Annotated in this window: 18 protein-coding genes; 14 read left to right on the top strand and 4 right to left on the bottom strand. The window is 57.5% G+C overall.

What is annotated here, in order from left to right; genetic code table 11:
• Window positions 1-7: 7 nt before the first annotated feature.
• From AC07OF_RS00705 to AC07OF_RS00725, 5 genes are read left to right on the top strand one after another with little or no spacing between them, the layout of a single operon-like run.
• Window positions 8-1207, top strand: a complete 1200-nt coding sequence (locus AC07OF_RS00705; RefSeq protein ID WP_495072475.1) for a hypothetical protein — start codon at window positions 8-10, stop codon at window positions 1205-1207.
• Between the two features lie 20 nt (window positions 1208-1227).
• Window positions 1228-2847 (top strand): aldolase catalytic domain-containing protein, encoded by a 1620-nt coding sequence (locus tag AC07OF_RS00710; RefSeq protein WP_495072476.1) that lies wholly within the window; start codon window positions 1228-1230, stop codon window positions 2845-2847.
• A 9-nt stretch (window positions 2848-2856) separates the two neighbouring features.
• Entirely contained in the window at window positions 2857-3597 is a 741-nt protein-coding gene (locus tag AC07OF_RS00715) for a 3-deoxy-manno-octulosonate cytidylyltransferase (protein WP_495072477.1), read from the top strand.
• The gene (locus AC07OF_RS00720; protein ID WP_495072478.1) at window positions 3594-4265 is read left to right on the top strand and encodes an HAD family hydrolase; all 672 of its coding nucleotides are present in this window, start codon (window positions 3594-3596) and stop codon (window positions 4263-4265) included. The genes AC07OF_RS00715 and AC07OF_RS00720 overlap by 4 nt, the downstream gene beginning before the upstream one ends.
• A gap of 49 nt (window positions 4266-4314) precedes the next feature.
• The gene (locus AC07OF_RS00725) at window positions 4315-5100 is read left to right on the top strand and encodes a glycosyltransferase family 2 protein (protein WP_157190599.1); all 786 of its coding nucleotides are present in this window, start codon (window positions 4315-4317) and stop codon (window positions 5098-5100) included.
• Here AC07OF_RS00725 and AC07OF_RS00730 read toward each other — a convergent pair.
• From AC07OF_RS00730 to cysD, 3 genes are all read right to left on the bottom strand, one after another.
• Window positions 5097-6152 (bottom strand): glycosyltransferase family 4 protein, encoded by a 1056-nt coding sequence (locus AC07OF_RS00730; protein ID WP_495072479.1) that lies wholly within the window; start codon window positions 6150-6152, stop codon window positions 5097-5099. The two genes, AC07OF_RS00725 and AC07OF_RS00730, sit on opposite strands and share 4 nt — an antisense overlap.
• 190 nt (window positions 6153-6342) lie before the next feature.
• Window positions 6343-8256 carry a sulfate adenylyltransferase subunit CysN gene (gene cysN / locus AC07OF_RS00735; RefSeq protein ID WP_495072480.1) on the bottom strand — a complete coding sequence of 638 codons (1914 nt, stop codon included), beginning with the start codon at window positions 8254-8256 and terminating at the stop codon, window positions 6343-6345.
• A complete protein-coding gene (gene cysD / locus AC07OF_RS00740; RefSeq protein WP_198325389.1) occupies window positions 8256-9725 on the bottom strand; it encodes a sulfate adenylyltransferase subunit CysD in 1470 nt (489 codons plus the stop codon). The genes cysN and cysD overlap by 1 nt, the downstream gene beginning before the upstream one ends.
• Before the next feature lie 334 nt (window positions 9726-10059).
• On the opposite strand from cysD, the gene hcnA reads away from it, so the two are divergent.
• Genes hcnA through hcnC form a run of 3 tightly spaced genes read left to right on the top strand, consistent with a single transcriptional unit; the run spans window position 10060 to window position 13025 of the window.
• Window positions 10060-10374, top strand: coding sequence for a cyanide-forming glycine dehydrogenase subunit HcnA (hcnA, locus tag AC07OF_RS00745; protein ID WP_157190596.1), 315 nt, complete (start codon window positions 10060-10062; stop codon window positions 10372-10374).
• Window positions 10371-11765, top strand: coding sequence for a cyanide-forming glycine dehydrogenase subunit HcnB (hcnB, locus tag AC07OF_RS00750; protein ID WP_495072481.1), 1395 nt, complete (start codon window positions 10371-10373; stop codon window positions 11763-11765). Before hcnA ends, hcnB begins: the two co-directional genes overlap by 4 nt.
• A gap of 3 nt (window positions 11766-11768) precedes the next feature.
• A complete protein-coding gene (gene hcnC / locus AC07OF_RS00755; RefSeq protein WP_495072482.1) occupies window positions 11769-13025 on the top strand; it encodes a cyanide-forming glycine dehydrogenase subunit HcnC in 1257 nt (418 codons plus the stop codon).
• A 17-nt stretch (window positions 13026-13042) separates the two neighbouring features.
• Here the strand turns inward: hcnC and AC07OF_RS00760 are convergent, their stop codons facing one another.
• On the bottom strand, window positions 13043-13918 hold the full coding sequence (locus tag AC07OF_RS00760; protein WP_157190593.1) for a LysR family transcriptional regulator: 876 nt from the start codon (window positions 13916-13918) through the stop codon (window positions 13043-13045).
• 129 nt (window positions 13919-14047) lie between these two features.
• Between AC07OF_RS00760 and AC07OF_RS00765 the strand changes: the two genes are divergently transcribed.
• The 6 genes from AC07OF_RS00765 to benB all read left to right on the top strand — a co-directional run bounded on the left by AC07OF_RS00765 (window position 14048) and on the right by benB (window position 20947).
• The gene (locus AC07OF_RS00765) at window positions 14048-15004 is read left to right on the top strand and encodes an AraC family transcriptional regulator (RefSeq protein WP_157190592.1); all 957 of its coding nucleotides are present in this window, start codon (window positions 14048-14050) and stop codon (window positions 15002-15004) included.
• A 147-nt stretch (window positions 15005-15151) separates the two neighbouring features.
• Window positions 15152-16483, top strand: a complete 1332-nt coding sequence (locus tag AC07OF_RS00770) for an aromatic acid/H+ symport family MFS transporter (RefSeq protein ID WP_157190591.1) — start codon at window positions 15152-15154, stop codon at window positions 16481-16483.
• Between the two features lie 144 nt (window positions 16484-16627).
• Window positions 16628-17881 (top strand): OprD family porin, encoded by a 1254-nt coding sequence (locus AC07OF_RS00775; RefSeq protein WP_157190590.1) that lies wholly within the window; start codon window positions 16628-16630, stop codon window positions 17879-17881.
• Between the two features lie 159 nt (window positions 17882-18040).
• Complete coding sequence (locus AC07OF_RS00780) at window positions 18041-18997, top strand: AraC family transcriptional regulator (protein ID WP_157190589.1); 957 nt, start codon at window positions 18041-18043, stop codon at window positions 18995-18997.
• A gap of 106 nt (window positions 18998-19103) precedes the next feature.
• Complete coding sequence (gene benA, locus AC07OF_RS00785; protein WP_495072483.1) at window positions 19104-20462, top strand: benzoate 1,2-dioxygenase large subunit; 1359 nt, start codon at window positions 19104-19106, stop codon at window positions 20460-20462.
• Window positions 20459-20947 (top strand): benzoate 1,2-dioxygenase small subunit, encoded by a 489-nt coding sequence (benB, locus tag AC07OF_RS00790; RefSeq protein ID WP_038616069.1) that lies wholly within the window; start codon window positions 20459-20461, stop codon window positions 20945-20947. The genes benA and benB overlap by 4 nt, the downstream gene beginning before the upstream one ends.
• Window positions 20948-20972: the final 25 nt, after the last annotated feature.

Consider the following 20972-nt stretch of genomic DNA (forward strand, 5'->3'; position numbering starts at 1 on the left):
TTAGTCAATGATTTCATTTTTCTCATTGTTCGGCCTTGACCTGGATCGCGCCATGCGCCCAATCGAGCTCATCTTTCTGAAGTGCGACAGGGCAGAGCGACGCAAGCGATTGATGGCGCTGGGCTATTCAACCTTGTTTCTTTCGGTGTCGGTAGAGAAGCGTCATGCTTCGCCTGATCCGAAGTACTACTTCGTCAAATCCCTTAAGCGTGGCGACTACGATTTACTATTCCATAGTATCAGTGATCAGTGTGAGCATCCCAAAGCATCCTTTGATATAACAGAGGGGAAGGGGCGGCTCTCCATCGCCCAGATTTTCCGTTGTTTTTTGCTTCTCCCGCTATTACTGAAAGTCAGACGAAATGACTGGATACATTGGCTATTCATGTATTTGAGTCTGGTCAAACTGTACGGTGCTATTCGGAGCATTCCGTCTAACAAGGATGTCAATGTCGTTGTCTTTGCTGATATGCAACCACTCGACAATCTTCTGGTTCAGCAGGCAAATCGTAATAATCAGCGGACCACGACTCTCCAGCATGGTCTATATGTCGATTACGGCAAAGCTGACGAAAAGAATGTCAATATAGTCAATTATCTGAATGCCGAGGCTGATCATTTTCTGGCGTGGGGAGAAAATACTGCAGGTTTGATTAAAAGGTATCATCCGGAAGTGAAAACATTTCTTTGCGGAAAGCCTACTCTGGTTGCTCCCGGTTGCCTGCAGGCAGAAGGTTATTTTACCGTGATTTTCGACCAGAATATTTTCTTCAAACACAACGTCGAACTGTTGAAGATTGCTTATGCCGTGGCTGATCAATTGCAGCTCAAGGTCAATATCAGACTGCATCCGAATAACAAGATCGAGTGGGTAAAGACTGACCCTCACAAGACGCTGGTAAATGAGGATCTGAATAGTTCTGCGTTCGTTGTCGGACATACATCGTCGCTGATTTATGAGTGCATGAGGATTGGTATTCCTGCCTTCAGATACAAGACGGATGTTCCTGCACTGGATATGTCGGATTGCATTGTGTTTTCCAGTGCCATGAAGCTTCTGGAATTGGTCGAGAGCTCGCTCGACGCACCAGAGAAACTTGCAGATGGCTATATCAAGGATATCGGTTCATCGGCGGAACGGAATTACAGGTTGTATTTCGATGAGAAACTCCAACCTTCCACGACGGATGTCGAGCTGTCTGTGTAACAATTGGACATGATGGATTTATGGATATGACGGCACAAATGAAATTACTGGATTGCACCCTCCGCGACGGTGGTTATTACAACGCGTGGAACTTCGAGACCGGCCTGATCAATGAATACCTGCAGGCCATGGCAGCGCTGGGTGTTCATTACGTCGAACTGGGGCTGCGTTCCTTACAGAACGAAGGGTTCCAGGGGCCCTGTGCCTTTACCACTGAAGATTTCGTTAATTCGCTGGAGATTCCGGAGCCTCTTACCCCCGGGGTTATGATCAATGCGGTGGAACTGGTTTCGAAGAACGTCGATCTGGAGTCCGTTCTCGAACGCATGTTCCCGGTTGATGCCGCTGCGTCGCGTATCAAGCTGGTGCGCGTAGCCTGTCATGTTCATGAGTTTGCAGATGCATTGCCTGCCAGCACCTGGTTGAAGGAAAGGGGCTTCATGGTGGGTTTCAACCTGATGCAGGTTGCCGACCGTACCAAGGAGGAGATCGAAGCCCTGGCGCAGGAAGCTAGCAAATGGCCTCTCGATGTCCTTTATTTCGCGGACAGCATGGGCAGTATGTGTCCTGCTGAATGCTCACAGATCATAAACTGGCTGCGTCGGCACTGGACTGGAGCGCTAGGTATTCATACCCATGACAATATGGGGCTTGCCCTGCAGAACAGTCTGCGTGCTCTGGATGATGGCGCAACCTGGCTGGACGCGACTGTTACCGGTATGGGACGTGGGCCTGGGAATGCGAGAACGGAATATCTAATTCTTGAGCTGGCCGAACGCTTTGACCTCAAACCCAATATCAGCCCGCTGATGGGCCTTATTCAACGCTTTTTCCTGCCGATGCAGCAGCGCTGCGGGTGGGGAACCAATACCTATTACTACCTAGCCGGAAAATACGGGATTCACCCGACCTATATTCAGGCAATGCTGGCCGACTCGCGCTACAGCGATGAAGACGTTCTTGCTGTGATAGAACATCTGCGTATTGAAGGCGGCAAGAAGTACAGCGCTGATACGCTCGATGCCGCACGGCATTTCTATCGGGGCGCCCCCCGCGGTGGCTGGCAGCCCAAGAGCATTATGAAGGGGCGTAGTGTGCTGATCCTGGGCTCCGGTCCTGGCGTAGCCGATCATCGTGCGGCGCTCGAGGGTTATATCCGTAAAAATCGTCCTTATGTGATGGCGCTCAATACACAACCGGTTGTGGCTGCAGATCTGATCGATGCCAGGGTGGCGTGTCACCCCGTCCGCCTGCTGGCTGACTGCGTTGAACACACACGATTCCCTCAGCCGCTGATCACGCCTTCCAGCATGCTACCGCTAGATGTACAGGAGTCACTTCAAGGCAAAGAACTTCTGGATTTTGGCCTGGGTGTTCAGAAGGACACGTTTGAATTTTCCGATAGCTATTGCATTCTTCCCAGTGCCTTGGTGATTACCTATGCGTTGGCCATTGCAAACAGCGGGCAGGCCTCGCAGATATTCCTTGCAGGCTTTGACGGTTATAGCGCCGATGACCCTAGAACCCGTGAAATGCAAATGCTGTTGAGTAGCTATTTGGAGCAAGAGAACCATGTGCGTATCTGCTCCATAACACCCACTCGCTACAATATTCCCTGCACATCCGTTTATGGGATCTAAATAGTTATTATGAAATCGGTCGTTATTATTCCCGCCCGCTACAAATCCTCCCGGTATCCCGGTAAGCCTTTGGTTCCGCTGTTAGGCAAACCTATGATTCTTTGGGTCGCCGAGCTGTCGGCAAAAGCCGTTGGCGTCGACTCTGTTTATGTGGCAACTGATGATGAGAGAATTGCCAAAGTCGTTAAGGACGCTGGGTTTAATTGTTTAATTACCAGCGCTGAAGCTTTGACCGGCACGGATCGCTTAGCTGAAGCGGCTCGGCAAATTGATGCAGATATTTTTATTAATGTTCAGGGTGACGAGCCCACGCTCGATCCAACAGATATCTGTAAGGTTCGCGATAAAAAAGTCGAAAACCCTGAGGCCATCATTAATGCATATTGCTGGATTTCCGAGTCTGAAGATCCTGATAGCGTTAATATCCCAAAGGTAATCACTAACGAAAGTGACCGCCTAGTCTATATGTCCAGAAAAGCACTGCCGGGATATAAAGACATTCACAACGCTCCGAACCGATTCAAGAAACAAGTGTGCATATATGCTTTCACCCGTGAGGAGCTTGAATCTTTTCAAGCTTTTGGTAGAAAAAGTACTCTTGAAGCTTACGAAGATATCGAAATACTTCGTTTCCTTGAGATGGACAAACCCATTCTGATGGTTGAGTCTTTGGGCGGAAGCTTGGCCGTGGATGTGCCAGAAGATGTACCTCCTGTTGAAGCAGCACTGCGCTCGGTGAATGTTCTGTGAATATATCTGACTACAAAACTCTGGTTTTCGATTGTGACGGTGTAATACTAGATTCCAATAAGGTCAAAACCCAGGCCTTTTACAATGCGGCACTCCCCTACGGTGAAGCAGCTGCCCAAGCACTGGTCGATTACCACGTTGCAAACGGCGGCATTTCTCGCTACAAAAAATTTGAATATTTCCTCGAAACATTGGTAGCGCAGTACGCTGCGGATGTTTGTGGCCCAGATCTTGATGCCTTGTTGGGCGCCTATGCTGCATCAGTCCGGCAAGGCTTACTGAACTGTTTGGTGGCCACCGGGCTGACTGAACTGCGCGCGGCAACCCCGGATGCGCGCTGGCTGATCGTTTCGGGTGGCGATCAGGCCGAGCTGCGCGAGGTCTTCGCTCAGCGTGGGCTGGCAGATATGTTTGATGGCGGTATCTTTGGCAGCCCCGCGAGCAAGGATGAGATCCTCTCCAGCCAGTTAGCCAATGGCAACATTCTCCCCAGGGCGCTGTTCATCGGCGATAGCCGTTATGACCACGTTGCCTCGGCCGGTGCAGGCCTTGACTTCCTGTTCGTCAGCCAGTGGACGGAATTCTCAGGCTGGCAGGCCTACTGCCAGGAAAACGCGCTGGATTGCATTCAGGCCATCGAGAACCTGCTGCCCAGTCATGAACATTGATCGTTCGCCCTTTGCCCCCAGGCAATGCAGGCAAGAAGACTTAGACTCGATGAGCATTTCCCTCAGCGTCATCATGATCGTCAAAAATGACAGTCTTCGCTTCCGACGAGCACTCTCCAGCGTATTGGCGCAGAAAACCGAGAGACTGGAGATCATCGTCATCGACGGCGGCTCGACCGACGGCACGCTGAATGAGATCGCGGCCCATCAGGACCAGCTCCACTACTGGGAGTCGGGTCTCGACAAGGGCATCGCGGATGCCTTCAATCGCGGAATAGCGCAGGCGCGCGGCGAGTTTATTGCCATCCTCAACAGCGACGACACCTGGGAACCTGACACCTTGCGCCGGGTGTTGGATGCACGAAAAAGTCATCCGCAGGCTTCGGTGCTGTGTGGCGCGGTACGCTATCTGGACCCCGACAGTGGTTACAGCTACACGCGCTACCCCGATCCGACAGCACTCAAGCTCAGGATGTGGGTATTCCATCCGGCCCTTTTCGTATCTCGCGCTAGCTATGCGCGGGTTGGAGGCTATGAGCCGCAGTACACCCATGCCATGGACTCGGAGTGGTGTCATCGGGCGCTAACCCATGGCGAGAAGTTTGAAGTCGTACCCGCCGTGTTGGCGAACATGTCGCTCGGCGGCCTGAGCGATCGCGATTTCACGGTCAGCCTGCGGCAATACCGCGACTCCGTAATTTGCCACGGACTATGTGGCCGCCTCGAGGCCTGGGCTTACTACACGTTCTTTCTTACAGTGAAGAAGACGATGCTGTTTCCCTTGCTCAACCCCATCAAACGGCTGCGCGACCGTTTCAATCATAGAAACGGCTAATCCGAGGTCAACACCTCAAGCGTATGCCGCGCCGCCAGCTTCCAATCATAGTGAGCAAGCTGCTCGGCAATCTGTGCGACACATTCGGCATAGGCACTCCGATCCGTCAGCAGCCGCTCGATACCGGCGCGGATGCTCGCGACATGCAACGGGTCCACCAGGCAGCCACCGCCGCCGGCAACTTCAGGCATGGAACTGCAGTTAGAAGTGACTGCAGGCACGCCAAACTGGAAGGCCTCCAGGATCGGCAGCCCGAAGCCTTCATACAAAGAGGGCATCAGAAGCAATTTGGCTTTTGAGTACAGGTAGCCAAGTTCACCAGCAGAAACTGCCCCGAGTGCGATGACATCTGCCCGTATGCCCAGCTGCTCTACGAGCTGGTCGAGGTCGACCATCCAGCCATGCCCACCCGCCATTACCAGCGGATAGGCAGACCTCAGACCTGCTGGGAGTTGTGCATAAGCCTCGAGCAAGCGCCGGATGTTCTTGCGCGGCTCGGGTGTGCCGACGAACAAGAGATACTGCTGCGGCAAGGCTCGGGTACAGTCACCTGCCTCCAGGCGCGTCGCGCCACAGGGTATTACCCGGACCTTGGCCCGGGTATCGGGGAAATAGCGCGCGAGGTCGGTACGGCTGGAGTTGGATATGGTGATGATTCGCGCCGCCTTGCGCAGCGAATGAGGCATCTGCAGGCGCTCGGACCAGTACTGCAGCCTCTTCATCGTTTCGGGAAAGCGCTTCCAGGTCAGATCGTGAATCGTCACCACGGCGCGCTGGGACGAGGGCATGAACAACGGAAGGTGATGCCGCGGTGACCAGAACACATCGAGGGCGTCGCGTTTGAGTTGGCGTGGCAGGATGAGCTGATACCAGAGGTGCTCGGCCAGGGTGCCGTTCTGTCTGGAAAGACGCACGGTGACGTTCGGTCGATGTACGAACGGAGCCTCGAATGCCCGGTCGCAGTAGAGAAACCAGTGCACATCCGGCGCCTCTGTCAGGATGTTCAGCAGCTCAATGGTATAACGGCCAATCCCTGATAGCGGCCTGCACATAGGTCTGCTATCCACTCCCACCCTCAACATTTAAAGTTAGCTCCTTCTAAAAGTGTGGTTATTGTTTACATTTCATCAAGATAAAAAACCAGTAATCATATTTACTTGGTTGCCTGTCTAATTGAAGGCGATTCGCAACATCGGGCGGATACCTTGGCCTTTCCGGAAGTCTCAGCCAGGTCGCTCGAGATTAATCCCGGGCGGCCATGGCGGCCAGAATAAATGCCAATGTCTCCTCTATGCCCATCCGGGTAGTACTAATAGAAATGTCTGCATTAAGTGGTGCTTCATACGGGCTGCTGATTCCCGTCATGTTCGGTAGCTGTCCGCTTCTTGCCTTCTTGTAAAGCCCCTTGGGATCACGCTGCTCACAAACCTCCAGAGATGTATTCACAAACACCTCGATAAAATTTTCTTGCCCGATCAGCTCCCGTGCCATTTCCCGTTCTGCATGGAAGGGGCTGATAAAAGCGGTCATTACGATCAGTCCCGCGTCCATCATTAGCCTGGCCACTTCGGCCACGCGGCGGATGTTTTCCACCCGGTCGGCATCGGTAAAACCAAGGTCTTTGTTCAGGCCCTGGCGAATGTTATCTCCGTCGAGGATATAGGTACGTTTACCTTGGGCGTGGAGTTCTTTTTCCAGTGCATTGGCAATGGTGGATTTGCCCGAGCCAGAAAGGCCGGTAAACCAGATCACCTTGCCTTTGTGGCCATTGAGCCGCTCGCGATCCTGGCGGGCGACACTCAGTGCCTGCCAGTGCACGTTCTGCGCTCGGCGCAGGTTGTGGCGGATCATGCCGACGGCAACGGTGGTGTGAGTGTACTTGTCGACCAAGATAAAGCCGCCCAGGGTGTGTGATTGGGCATAGGTGTCGAAGACCAGAGGCTTGCTCAGTGCAACGTTGGCTACCACGATGTCGTTAAGCCCCAGTTGGCGGCAGGACTCGTGGGCTTGGGTGTTGACGTCTACACGGTATTTCAAGGTGGTAAGGCTGGCGCTGGCCCATTGGTTGGCCAGCTTTATTTCGTAGGCTCGCCCGATCAACCCCGGCTCCTCGTGCATCCACACCAGGGTAGCTTCGAACTGGTCGGTTATCTCCAGCGGCTGGTTGGCGCTTGCGAGCACGTCGCCCCTTGAGGCATCGACTTCCCGATCCAGCACCAGGGTAATAGCATCGCCTGCGTTGGCACTGTCCAGGTCACCATCGGCTGTCACAATGCGTGAGACCTTGGCCGCCTGGCCGGATACGCTCACGCGCACGTCGTCTCCCACGGTCAGTTGTCCGGAAGCCAGTGTGCCGCTGAGGCCCCTAAAACTGGCGTTTGGGCGGTTGACCCACTGAACCGGGAACACTGTCTTGGGTTCAGCAGGGGGCAGAGCGCTGATGGTTTCCAGGCAGGCTATCAGGGTTGGGCCCTGGTACCAGGGTGTTTGTGCTGAACGTGAGGTGATGTTGTCACCCTTGAGAGCTGACAAGGGGATGGCGGTGATGCTTTCGAACCCTAGTGCCTCAGCCACGGCTTGGAAAGCAGTCTGGGTGGCAGCGAACACTTGAGCGTCATAAGCCACCAGGTCCATCTTGTTGATGGCCAGGATGATGTGCTTGATGCCCACCAGCGATGCCAGGTAGGCGTGTCTCCGGGTTTGCGTTAATACGCCTTGGCTCGCATCGATAAGCAGCACCGCGACGTCGGCCGTGGAAGCTCCGGTGACCATGTTGCGGGTGTATTGTTCATGCCCAGGGGTGTCGGCCACGATAAATTTGCGGTGTGCCGTGGAGAAGAAACGGTAGGCCACATCGATGGTGATGCCCTGCTCTCGTTCTGCTGCGAGCCCATCGACCAGCAAGGCGAGGTCGATAGTGTTGCCTTGCGTGCCATGGCGTTTGGAGTCTTCCTGCAGAGTGCTTAACTGATCATCGAGTATCTGCTGCGACTCCCAGAGCAGGCGTCCAACCAAGGTGCTTTTGCCGTCATCTACACTGCCGCAGGTGATGACGCGCAACAGATCTTGACTGGCTTGCAGCTCCAGCCATTGAGCGACCGAGGCTGTTTTGTGTGCTGGTTTTTCAGGCAACGTGCTTCTTTTGAGGCTTGCCATCAGAAGTAGCCCTCCTGTTTTTTCTTCTCCATGGAAGCGGCGCTGTCAGTATCGATTTTGCGGCCCTGCCGTTCGGATTGGCGCGTATTGATGATTTCCAGCAGGATGTCTTCCGGCGTCTGTGCCTCGGACTCCACTGCTCCGGTAAGCGGGTAACACCCGAGCGTGCGAAAGCGCACCTTGCGCATCTGGATCTCTTCGCCGGGCAGCAGCTTGCAACGCTCGTCGTCGACCAACATGAACATCTCGTGCCGCACCACCACAGGCCGCGGCTTGGCAAAGTACAGGGGCACCATGGGGATGTTTTCCAGGTAGATGTATTGCCAGATATCGAGTTCTGTCCAGTTCGAGAGGGGGAATACCCGGATACTTGTATCCTGGCCTTTACGGGTGTTGTAGAGGTTCCAGAGTTCGGGGCGCTGGCTTTTGGGGTCCCAGCGGTGGGTCGCGCTGCGGAACGAGAAGATGCGCTCCTTGGCGCGGGATTTTTCTTCATCGCGGCGTGCACCACCAAACACCACATCAAATTTGTACTTGTCCAGCGCCTGTTTGAGCCCTTCAGTTTTAGTAATGTCGGTATGCAGGGAGGAGCCATGATCGAAGGGGTTGATATTCTTTTCGATGGCGTCGGGGTTGGTGTGCACCAGCAAATCCATGCCGCTTTCGCGAGCTATGAAGTCACGGAAAAGATACATCTCCTGAAACTTCCAGCGTGTGTCCACATGCAGTAAGGGGAATGGCGGAGGCGAGGGATAGAAGGCTTTGCGGGCCAGATGGAGCATGACACCGCTGTCCTTGCCGATGGAGTACAGCATCGCCGGGTTCTGCGCTTCGGCCACCGCCTCTCGAATGATATGGATGCTCTCTGATTCCAGGCGTTTGAGGTGCGCAGATAGTTCGGAAACTGGTTGTCCGGGCAATGAATCGAAGCCGTGGAGCTTAAGATCTGTGGGCAGCACCGGCTGGTAGGCCTGCGGGCAAAGATGGATATCAAGCATATCGGGTGTATCACGCAGCAATGCCACTAGAGTGCCATGCGGAAACACTGCGATGGGTTTGCCGATATGCTGCTGCAATGCAGTCAGGGCTTGGCCGATCGCATCGAACTCGACATTCTGCAACGGCACCCAGAAGCGGGCCCCTCGGGCATCGTTCGCATACAGGCAAGGCTTGCCGCTGGGTAATGGACTCAGTTGTGCGAAGAGCACTCGATCTCGCCGTTTGCGGGCTTGCTCAATGGCCCAGGCCAGCACAATGCCGTTTGCCGGGCGGTCGTGTTCATCTTTTAGAACTTCTTCGGCCAACTCTTTAGGTAACAGACCGTGAGTATTGAGGCGTCGTTCAGTCGTGCGCTTGGTGTCGGCTTCGCCGCAGGCTTTGAAGTGCTCGTAAGCGCGTTCGATGTCCCAGACCTGTTCGGTCTCAATCCCTCTCAATGCATCCGTAGGGCTTGTCGTAGTTTGGCTCATTTCGGTAAGGGCCTGTAAAACACAAGTTATAGGATGCTAAAGCCAAATTAAATCATATGGTTTTACATAATGCGACATCGTCAGGCGACAGGTCTGTTTACGTGTTGGGTGTGGTCTATGCACCTGCCATCGACTGTATGTACTGGCGGGGCTCGGCTTGGGTGCATTCAGCAATTGAGCCTCCGGGACGCAGGCGATCAAGGCCAGGGGAGATGTGGGCGGTGGGTGGTTAATCGCTCAAGTGGGCCGAAAGCTGGCCTGGATCAATAGTTGCTGCAGCTGCTTCGCATAGTGTGCCAAGTCCCCATTTCCCTTTTCACGGATGAAAGGCGCTATGCAAACACTGGATCGAAAACTCGATATCCAGCCCCTGTCGCGGGCTGACATGACCATCCACCTCAACGGCCAGCCGGTCGAAGTCGCTGCCGGCGAGACGGTGCTCACTGTCCTCAACGCTGTGGGCCTGCGCCAGGTGGCGCGCAACGATCACGCACAGCTGAGCGGTGCTTTTTGCGGCATGGGCGTATGTCATTGCTGCCTGGTTTCAATCAATGGCCGGCCCAAGCGCCGTGCCTGCCAGACCGTGGTCCAGCCCGGTATGCAGGTGGAAACCCTGAGCAACCGCTTTGCCGGGCAGGAGGCACCATGAGTCTGCGTCCAGTGATTGTCGGTGGTGGTTCGGCAGGTATGGCGGCAGCCATTGAGTTGGCGCATCACGGTGTACCCAGTGTGTTGTTCGATGAAGCGTCGCGGCCGGGTGGGGTGGTGTATCGCGGACCGCTGCGCGCAGGCGTGGACCTGGGTTATCTGGGCGCGCGCTACAGCAAGGCCCTGAACACGCTGCACAAGGAATTCGCCGCCTGTGCCGGGTACATCGACCTGCGCCTCAACAGCCGCGTGGTAGGCGGTGACGAACAGTGTTTGATGGTGCTCGATGGCGAAGAGCGTCTGCATCAGATTGACTACTCGCAGCTGGTGCTGTCGGCCGGTTGCCATGAGCGCAATGTGCCGTTTCCTGGTTGGACACTGCCCGGTGTGCTGTTGCTCGGTGGCTTGCAGTTGCAGATCAAGAGCGGCGTGGTCAAACCGCTGGGCAGCACGGTGATTGCCGGTACTGGTCCCTTGCTGCCGCTGGTGGCCTGCCAGCTGCACGCAGCCGGGGCGAAAGTGGTCGGTGTCTATGAAGCCTGCGCCTTCGGCAAGATCGCCAAGGAAAGCCTGGCGCTGCTGAACAAGCCGCAGCTGTTTCTCGATGGATTGAGCATGCTCGGTTACATGAAGCTCAATGGCATTCCGATGTATTACGGTTGGGGCGTGGTCGAGGCCAGGGGTGAGGGCGAACTCGCAGAAGTCGTTGTAGCGCCTTACGACAACAACTGGCAGCCGGACCACAGCCGTGCCCAGCGCGAACCCGCGCAAACCCTGGCGGTGGGCTACGGCTTCATACCGCGTACCCAGCTCAGCCAGCAGTTGGGGTTGGAGCACGGTTTTAGTGACGATGGCTACCTGCGCGCCAAGAGCAATGTCTGGCAGCAGAGCAGCCAGCAGCACATTCATCTGGCCGGCGACATGGGCGGTATCCGTGGTGGTGAAGCGGCGATGCTGACCGGGCGGATTGCAGCGGTGTCGATCCTGCTGCAGGTCGAAGTGCTCAATGCCGAGCAGGCCATCGAACTGCGCGAGCAGTACCTGGGGCAGTTGGCGGCAATCAAGCGCTTTCGTGCCGGGGTAGAGCGCTATACCCAACGTGGCACCCGACAGATCGAATTACCGCAGGCCGATACGGTGATCTGCCGCTGTGAGCATGTGACCCGTGCGGATATCGACCTGGCCCTGGAGCAGGGCGTGGAAGACATGGCCGGGCTGAAGATGCGTACGCGGGTGAGCATGGGCGACTGTCAGGGACGTATGTGCGTGGGCTACTGCAGCGACCGTCTGCGCGAAGCGACAGGTCGTGTTGACGTCGGTTGGCTGCGCCCGCGTTTTCCGGTCGACCCGATACCGTTCTCTGCATTCCAGCAACCTGGCACGGAAGCCTGAACCATGAACAGAACCTACGACGTAGTCATTGCTGGCGGTGGCGTCATTGGCGCCTCCTGCGCTTATCAGCTGTCCAAACGCAAGAACCTGAAGATCGCCCTGATTGATGCCAAGCGCCCCGGCAATGCCACCCGCGCTTCGGCCGGTGGCCTGTGGGCGATTGGCGAGTCGGTCGGCCTGGGCTGCGGGGTGATCTTCTTTCGCATGATGTCGGCCCAGCACAAGCGCCAGGCGCAAGGGGCTGCAGTGGTGGTGGATGCCAGCACGCCGCATATCCTGCCGCAGTCGTTCTTCGACTTTGCCCTGCAGTCCAATGCACTTTATCCACAACTGCACCGTGAACTGATCGAGCGTCACGGCATGGACTTCAAGTTCGAGCGCACCGGCCTCAAGTACGTGATCTACGACGATGAAGACCAGCTGTACGCCGAGCATATCGTCGCGCAGATCCCGCACCTGGCCGAGCAGGTGCGCTGGCTCGACCGCGAGGCCCTGCGTCAGGCGGAACCGGCGGTCAGCCATCAGGCGCGTGGTGCCCTGGAGTTTCTTTGCGATCACCAGGTCAGTCCGTTCCGCCTGGCCGACGCTTATATGGAAGCTGCGCGACAGAATGGTGTCGATTTGTTCCACAACACCAACGTCACCGCTGTATTGCATCAGGGCTCACGGGTCAGCGGCGTGCAGACCGCCGAGGAAGGCACGTTCCATTGCCAGACCCTGATCAATGCCGCAGGTGCCTGGGCGGCCGACCTCAGCGAACAGGCCACCGGCCTGCGGATCCCGGTCAGCCCGGTGAAGGGCCAGATCATTCTCACCGAACGCATGCCCAAGCTACTGAACGGTTGCCTGACCACCAGCGATTGCTACATGGCGCAAAAGGACAACGGCGAAATCCTGATCGGCAGCACCACTGAAGACAAAGGTTTCGACGTCAGCAATACCTTCCCGGAAATCAACGGCCTGGTACAGGGTGCGATTCGCTGTATTCCGGAGCTGGCGCAGATCAACCTCAAGCGTACCTGGGCCGGTTTGCGCCCAGGGTCGCCGGATGAACTGCCGATCCTCGGGCCAGTGCCGGAAGTCTCCGGTTACCTGAATGCCTGTGGACACTTTCGCACCGGCATCCTCACCTCGGCGATCACCGGGGTGATGATCGACAAGGTCCTGCATGAGGAACCTTCGCCTGTGGATATCACCCCGTTCCTCGCCGAGCGCTTTCATTCCGGGGCTGTGGATAAAAATCAGGGGAGTTTGGCCTGAGTGAGACGTGACCGGCCCTAGTGGCCGGTCATGCGTTCAATCAGACTCAGGCAATGCCTGACCTGTGGGGAGTTATCCCCAACCCGGCGACTGAGAATGATCGGTGAAACCGCCGCTGCCTCGCTCAGCGGTGCGTAAACGATATCGTCGCGGTGCTGGCGCTGCACCGAGGCGGGCACCAAAGTTATCCCCAGGCCGGCAGCCACCAGCCCGAGGGCGGTCTGCAGTTCGTTGGTCCACTGAATCACCTGCACACTCAGGCCCTGACTGGAGAACAACGCCATGATGTGGTCGGCGTAGCTCGGGCGCGGGGTGGCGGGGTAGAGCACGAAGGGTTCAAAGGCCAGGCGCACCAGGTCGATGGGCTGGCCGATCAGCGGATGGCCGCAGGGCAGGGCGACTACCAGCGGGTCTTCGCGCAGTACCTGCTGGTCAATGGCCGGGTCTTTGATGTGGATGCGGCCAAAACCGATATCGATGCGTCCGGCTTTCAAGGCTTCGACCTGCTGCAGGGTGATCATTTCCTGCAGGCCAAGTTCCAGCTCCTGATTACTGCGCAGTTGGCGAATCAGCTCAGGTAACAGGTCGTAAAGGGTCGAAGGCGCGAAGCCGATGCGCAGCCATTGGCGCTCGCTGTTGGCGATACGTCGGGTTCCTTCGGAAATCTGCTCGAGCTGGTCGAGCAACATTGCACTCTGTTCATAAAAGTAGCGCCCGGCCTCGGTCAGGCGCAGCGGACGGCTACGCTCAAGCAGATCGACTCCGAGGGTTTCCTCCAGCTGACGGATTTGCCGGCTCAAAGGCGGCTGGGCAATGTGCAGCAACTCGGCGGCGCGGGTGAAGTTCAGGGTCTGAGCGAGCACCCGGAAGTAACGCAGATGGCGCAGTTCCATGATACCTCCAGGGTATTGTTGCCTACCCAACAGATATTGGACTGCCTGCGGGTGCTGACGCAAGCTGGTGCCCTGTGGATAACCAGACCCTGTGGATATCGTCCAGCAAGAACAAGAAGAGGGCAGCCCATGAGCAGCCACCTGTTGAGCGAGCGCAGCTGTGTGTTTCAGCGCGCCGACCCTTATGCCGTGTCCGAATACGTTAACCAGCATGTCGGTGGCCATAGCCTGCGCCTGCCCAGAACCGGCGACCTGAAGGCGAGCATCAACCACCGCAAGTTCGCCAGCCTCGACCTGTGCCGCTTGAGCTATGGCGGCAAGGCGCGGATTACCTCGCCCGCCCTGGGGTCGCTGTATCACCTGCAGATTCTGCTCAAGGGCCATTGCCAGTCCAGTTTTCGTGGCAATGAACATCACTACGTGCCCGGCGAGCTGCTGTTGATCAACCCGGACGATCCGGTCGACCTGACCTATTCGGCCGACTGCGAAAAGTTCATCCTCAAGTTGCCGGTCAGCCTGCTCGAGCAAGCTTGTCTGGAACAGCGCTGGCAGTTGCCCGAGGGTGGCATTCGTTTCAACAGCGCGCGCCATGTCACCGGTGAGCTGGAAGGTTTTATCGGCTTACTCGGGTTGATCTGCGAAGAGGCGGAGTCCACCGACTCGTTGCTGCAGGTCCAGGAGCATTACGGGCGCATTGTTGCCAGCAAGTTGCTCAGCTTGCTCGGCAACAACGTTCAACGCGTTGAGCCAGTGCAGCAGACCCACTCGTTCGAGCAACTGGCAGCCTACATCGACGCCCACCTGGAGCAGGACATCAGTGTCGGTCAGCTGATGACTGTTGCGCGGGTCAGCGAACGCACCTTGTACTCACTGTTCGAGCGCCATGCCGGTTTGTCGCCCAAGGGCTATGTGCGCCAGCGCAAGCTCGAGCGCATTCATGCCGCCCTGCAGGACCCGGCAAGCGCGGTGCGCAACGTTACCGAGATCGCCCTGGACTACGGCTTCCTGCACCTTGGGCGCTTTGCCGAAAGCTATCGCCAGCGTTTTGGCGAACTACCCTCGGCCACCTTCAAACGGCATCGCTGACCCCTGGTCAGCCGTTGCGCAAACTGGATAGCGATTCGCAGGAAACGGCTATTGGCCCTTTTGTACTGCTCCTAACCTGAGATCGCGAACACTGCACGGCAGGTTCGCCTTCGGGTTTCGATAACAACAACAAAAGAGACACGCCACATGCGAGCTATCGATATCAATGGCCTGATCGATCAGGCGAAGTTCAATACCTTCCACTGGCGTGTGCTGTTCTGGTGCGCGCTGATCATCATCTTCGACGGATACGACCTGGTCATTTATGGCGTGGTGTTGCCGGCCTTGATGCAGGAATGGGGCATGACCCCGTTGCAGGCCGGGGCCCTGGGCAGCTACGCGCTGTTCGGCATGATGTTCGGCGCGCTGGTGTTCGGGCCGTTGTCAGACCGCATTGGCCGCAAGAAGGCGATCATGATCTGCGTGATCCTCTTCAGTGGCTTCACCGTGCTTAACGGCTTTGCCCGCAACCCGACGGAATTCGGTATCTGCCGCTTCCTGGCGGGCCTGGGAATCGGTGGGGTGATGCCCAACGTCGTGGCGCTGATGAACGAATACGCTCCCAAGCGGATGCGCAGCACCCTGGTGGCGATCATGTTCAGCGGTTACTCGGTGGGCGGCATGCTCTCGGCCGGGCTGGGTATCGTGTTGTTGCCAGCGTTCGGTTGGCAGTCGGTGTTCTACGTCGCAGTCATCCCTTTGCTGCTGTTGCCGTTGATTCTGCGTTTTCTGCCGGAGTCCCTGGGTTTTCTGGTGCGTCAGGGACGCACCGAACAGGCCAGCCAGTTGCTGCAACGGGTCGAGCCCAGCTATCAGCCACAGGCCGGCGACCGTCTGGAAGTGGTCGCTGGTGTTGAGGCCGGTGGGTCGGTTCCGCAGCTGTTTCGTGAAGGCCGGGCGCTGAGCACCTTGATGCTCTGGGTCGCGTTCTTCTGCTGCCTGCTGATGGTCTACGCCCTCAACTCGTGGCTGCCAAAACTGATGAACAACGCTGGTTACGGTTTGGGGTCGAGCCTGGCTTTCCTGCTGGTGCTCAACTTCGGGGCGATTTTCGGGGCTGTCGGTGGTGGCTGGATTGGCGATCGTTTCAAGCTCGACCGTGTGCTGGTGGTGTTCTTTGCGCTGGCGGCGTTGTCGATCAGCCTGCTGGGCTTCAAGAGCCCGACACCGGTGCTGTACCTGCTGATCGCGATTGCCGGGGCGACCACTATCGGTACGCAGATCCTGGCGTATGCCTGTGTTGCCCAGTTCTATCCGATGGGCATCCGTTCCACCGGCCTTGGCTGGGCCTCGGGAATCGGTCGTAGCGGAGCAATCGTCGGCCCGATCCTCGGCGGCCTGTTGTTGGGGATCCAGTTGCCGCTGGCGCTGAATTTCATGGCCTTTGCCGTGCCCGGAGCGGTGGCAGCAGTGGCGATGATGGTGTTTGCCAGCTGCGGTACAGCCAAGGAAAGGGCGCCGCTGCAATCAGCGGTCTAGCCAGCATCCGTGTTGGTTCAATCGCTGGCAACGCCAGCTCCCACAAAGTCTGGTGCATGCAATACCTGTGGGAGCTGGCCTTGCCAGCGATGCGGGCACCGAAGTTCTCAAGATCAAAAACAACAATAAAAAGAGCACGTCATCATGAACAACCTCCGTCCAATCGGGTTGCTGTCTTTGTTCGCCCTGAGTTTCACCACCCAGGCCGCCGAACCTGACTTTTTCAAGGACGCCACGGCCACCCTGCAAGCGCGCAACTACTACTTCAGCCGTGATTTTTCCGGCATCGTTGGCGCCAATAAGCAGTCCAAGGCCGAGGAGTGGGGGCAGGGCTTTATCCTCAATTTCAAATCAGGCTACACCCCGGGCCCCGTTGGCGTTGGCGTCGATGCCATCGGCCTGCTCGGTCTCAAGCTCGACAGCAGCCCGGACCGCACCGGCACCGGCCTGTTGCCGGTTCAGGATGACGGCCGCGCGGCTGATGAATACAGCCGCGCCGGGGCGACCTTGAAGCTGCGTTATTCAAAGACCGAACTGAAGGTCGGTGAACTGCAAACCAACCTGCCGATCCTTCAGTACAACGACTCGCGTCTGCTGCCGCCGACCTATCAGGGCGCCAGCATCAGCTCGGCGGAAATCAGCGGCCTGACCCTGCAGGCGGGGCACCTGAGCTCCACCAGCCTGCGCAACGAGGCGGGCGATGAAAAACTGATCGCCATGCTCGGCCACCTGCCGCAGCGCCAGGCCGACAGCGATGCCTTCAACTTTGCCGGTGGCGACTACAGCTTCAACGCCAACCGCAGCACCTTGAGCCTCTGGTATGGCCGCCTGGAGGACATTTATCAACAGGGCTTTGTCGGCCTCAAACACAGCCAGCCGGTGGGTGATTGGGTACTGGGCGCCAACCTTGGCTACTTCAGCGCCAAGGAGCAGGGCGAAAGCCGCATTGGCGATATCGACAACCAGGCGTTCTACTCACTGCTGTCGGCCAAGCGCGGCGGGCATACGTTCAGCGTTGGCTACCAGGGTATTTATGGTGAAGATGCCTTTCCCCGTGTATTTCCGAATATTTCGCCGCTGGGCAACGAAGTACCGACCTATGAGTTCTCTTTTGCCGATGAGCGCTCCTGGCAGGTGCGTTACGACTACGACTTCGTGGCCATGGGGGTTCCGGGGCTGACGGCAACGGTGCGCTACCTGAAAGGTAACAATGTCGATACCGGGCAAGGCTTCGAGGGCAAGGAACATGAGCGCGATCTGGACATTGGTTACGCGGTGCAGAGCGGGATGTTGAAGGGGCTGGGGGTGCGGCTGCGCAATGCCATGGCGCGGTCCAACTACCGTTCGGATATTGATGAGAACCGGGTGATCCTGACGTATACCTGGACGTTGTTGTAACGCCCGCTTTGCGGGCGATCGCAGGCTTCGCCAGCTCCCACAAGGTTCGGTGTGCGCCTCCAACAAGTCTTGATTGGAAACACACCGTCCATCCACGGATTGGTCGAAAACCCGTGCTATCGCTTAGACTCGCAGGATAACTACAACGAGTGTCCTGGTATGGAGAGTCCCCTGCTCAGTGAGCGCAGCCGGGTTTTCGATCGTGCCGATCCTTATGCCGTGTCGACCTACGTCAATCAGCATGTGGGGGTGCATAACATCCGCCTGCCGCGTTACGGGCATCCAGAGGCGTGCCTCGATCATCGCAAGTTCGCCAGCCTTGATCTGTGCCGGATCAGCTACGGTGGCGAAGTGCGGGTGATGTCGCCGGCCCTGGAAAACGTCTTTCACCTGCAGATCCTGCTGCGTGGCCATTGCCTGTGGCGGCGCGGTCGTGCCGAGCGTTTGCTCGGTCCTGGCGAGTTGTTGTTGATCAACCCGGACGAGCCGGTCGACCTTGCCTATTCGGCCGACTGCGAAAAATTCATTCTCAAGCTGCCCAACCGCTTGCTGGAAAATGTCTGCGATGAACAACGCTGGCAGCGTCCCGGCGAAGGCGTGCGCTTCCTCCAGAGCCATTACCAGCTGCTGGCGCTGGAAGGTTTCTCCGGCTTGCTGGCCATGGTCTGTCATGAAGCCGAAGCCAGCGAGCCGCTATTGCGGGTGCAGGAGCACTACAGCCAGATCGTCGCCAGCAAGATGCTGACCTTGATGCCGACCAACGTCAGTCGCGAGGCTCTGACCAGCCAGGCGGTGACCTTCGACCGGATTGCCGGCTACATCGAGGGCAACCTCAAGCTGGATATCTGCAGTGAACAACTGGCGCGCCAGGCCAGCATGAGCCTGCGTTCGTTGTATGCGCTGTTCGAGCGCAACGCCGGCACCACGCCAAAAATCTACATCCGCCAGAAGAAGCTCGAACGCATCCACGCCAGCCTTGCCGACCCCAACTGCCCGGTGCGCAGCATCACCGAACTGGCCATGGATTATGGCTTCGTGCACCTGGGCCGCTTCTCGGAAAACTACAAGTCGCTGTTCGGCGAACTCCCCTCCGATACCCTCAAGCGTCGTTCCTGACACTTTGCAGAAAACGGATAAAGGTCTGCACAAAGCGGATATTTGCCGTGCCCCTCGCTCCCTAACCTGACATGGCCTGACCACAATAACAACGGAGGCCCCGGCCATGTCCCTGGGATTCGATTACCTTAATTCCCTGCTTGAAGAAGATCAGGAGAAGGGCGTCTTTCGCTGCAAGCGCGAGATGTTCACCGACCCCCGTCTGTTCGATCTTGAGATGAAACACATCTTCGAGGGCAACTGGCTGTACCTTGCCCACGAAAGCCAGATTCCTGAAAAGAACGACTTCCTCACCACCACCATGGGGCGCCAGCCGATTTTCATCGCGCGCAACAAGGATGGGGTGCTCAATGCTTTCCTCAATGCCTGCAGCCACCGCGGTGCGATGCTCTGCCGGCACAAGAGCGGTAACCGCTCGTCTTACACCTGCCCGTTCCATGGCTGGACCTTCAACAACTCCGGCAAGCTGCTCAAGGTCAAGGATCCGGTCGATGCCGGCTACCCGGCGAGCTTCAACTGTGAAGGCTCCCATGACCTGACCAAGGTCGCGCGTTTCGAGTCCTACCGCGGTTTCCTGTTTGGCAGCCTGAACCCGGACGTGGTCCCGCTGGTCGAGCATCTGGGCGAGTCGGCGAAGATCATCGACATGATCGTCGATCAGTCGCCGGAAGGCCTGGAAGTGCTGCGCGGTTCGTCCTCCTACATCTACGAAGGAAACTGGAAGCTGACCGCCGAGAATGGCGCCGACGGCTACCACGTCAGCGCCGTGCACTGGAACTACGCCGCTACCCAGAACCAGCGCAAGCAGCGCGAGGCGGGCAGCGAAGTGAAAACCATGAGCGCTGGCGGCTGGGCCAAGAGCGGTGGTGGTTTCTACTCCTTCGACAAAGGTCACCTGCTGCTCTGGACCCGTTGGGCCAACCCTGAGGACCGTCCGCTGTTCGAGCGCCGTGACGAGCTGGCCGCCGACTTCGGCCAGGCCCGCGCCAACTGGATGATCGAGAACTCGCGCAACCTGTGCCTGTACCCGAACGTGTACCTGATGGACCAGTTCAGTTCGCAGATCCGTATCGCCCGGCCGATCGCCGTGGACAAGACCGAGATCACCATCTACTGCATCGCGCCCAAGGGCGAGAGCGCCGAGGCCCGGTCCCAGCGCATCCGTCAGTACGAAGACTTCTTCAACGTCAGTGGCATGGCCACGCCGGACGACCTCGAAGAGTTCCGCTCGTGCCAGATGGGTTATCAGGGCGGGCGTGGCTGGAACGACATGTCCCGCGGGGCCACCCACTGGGTCGACGGCGCCGATGCCGCTGCCCAGGAAATCGACCTGCATCCGCAAATGAGCGGTGTGCGTACCGAAGACGAAGGCCTGTTCATGCTGCAACACAAGTACTGGCAGGAAACCATGCTCAAGGCCCTCGCCGACGAGCAACAGCTGATCCCGGTGGAGGCCGTGCAATGAGCATTTCCTTCGAGCAAGTGCGCGATTTCCTCTACGAAGAAGCGCGTTATCTGGACGACAGCCAGTGGGACAACTGGCTGGAGTGCTACGCCGCCGACGCCACCTTCTGGATGCCGGCCTGGGACGACAACGACCAGCTCACCGAAGACCCGCAACGGGAAATCTCGCTGATCTGGTACGGCAACCGTGGCGGTCTGGAAGACCGGGTGTTCCGGATCAAGACCGAGCGCTCCAGTGCGACCATGCCCGACACCCGGACCTCGCACAACATCAGCAACATCGAACTGCTGGAACAGAACGATGGCGTCTGCAAGGTGCGCTTCAACTGGCACACCCTGAGCTTTCGCTACAAGACAGTGGACAGTCACTTCGGCACCAGTTTCTACACCCTTGATGTGCGCGGCGAACGGCCGCTGATCAAGGCCAAGAAGGTAGTGCTCAAGAACGACTACGTGCGTCAGGTCATCGACGTTTACCACATCTGAATCCAGCTTTTCTGCGAGGTGTGCC

This window comes from Pseudomonas sp. GW821-FHT10B02, assembly GCF_059415665.1.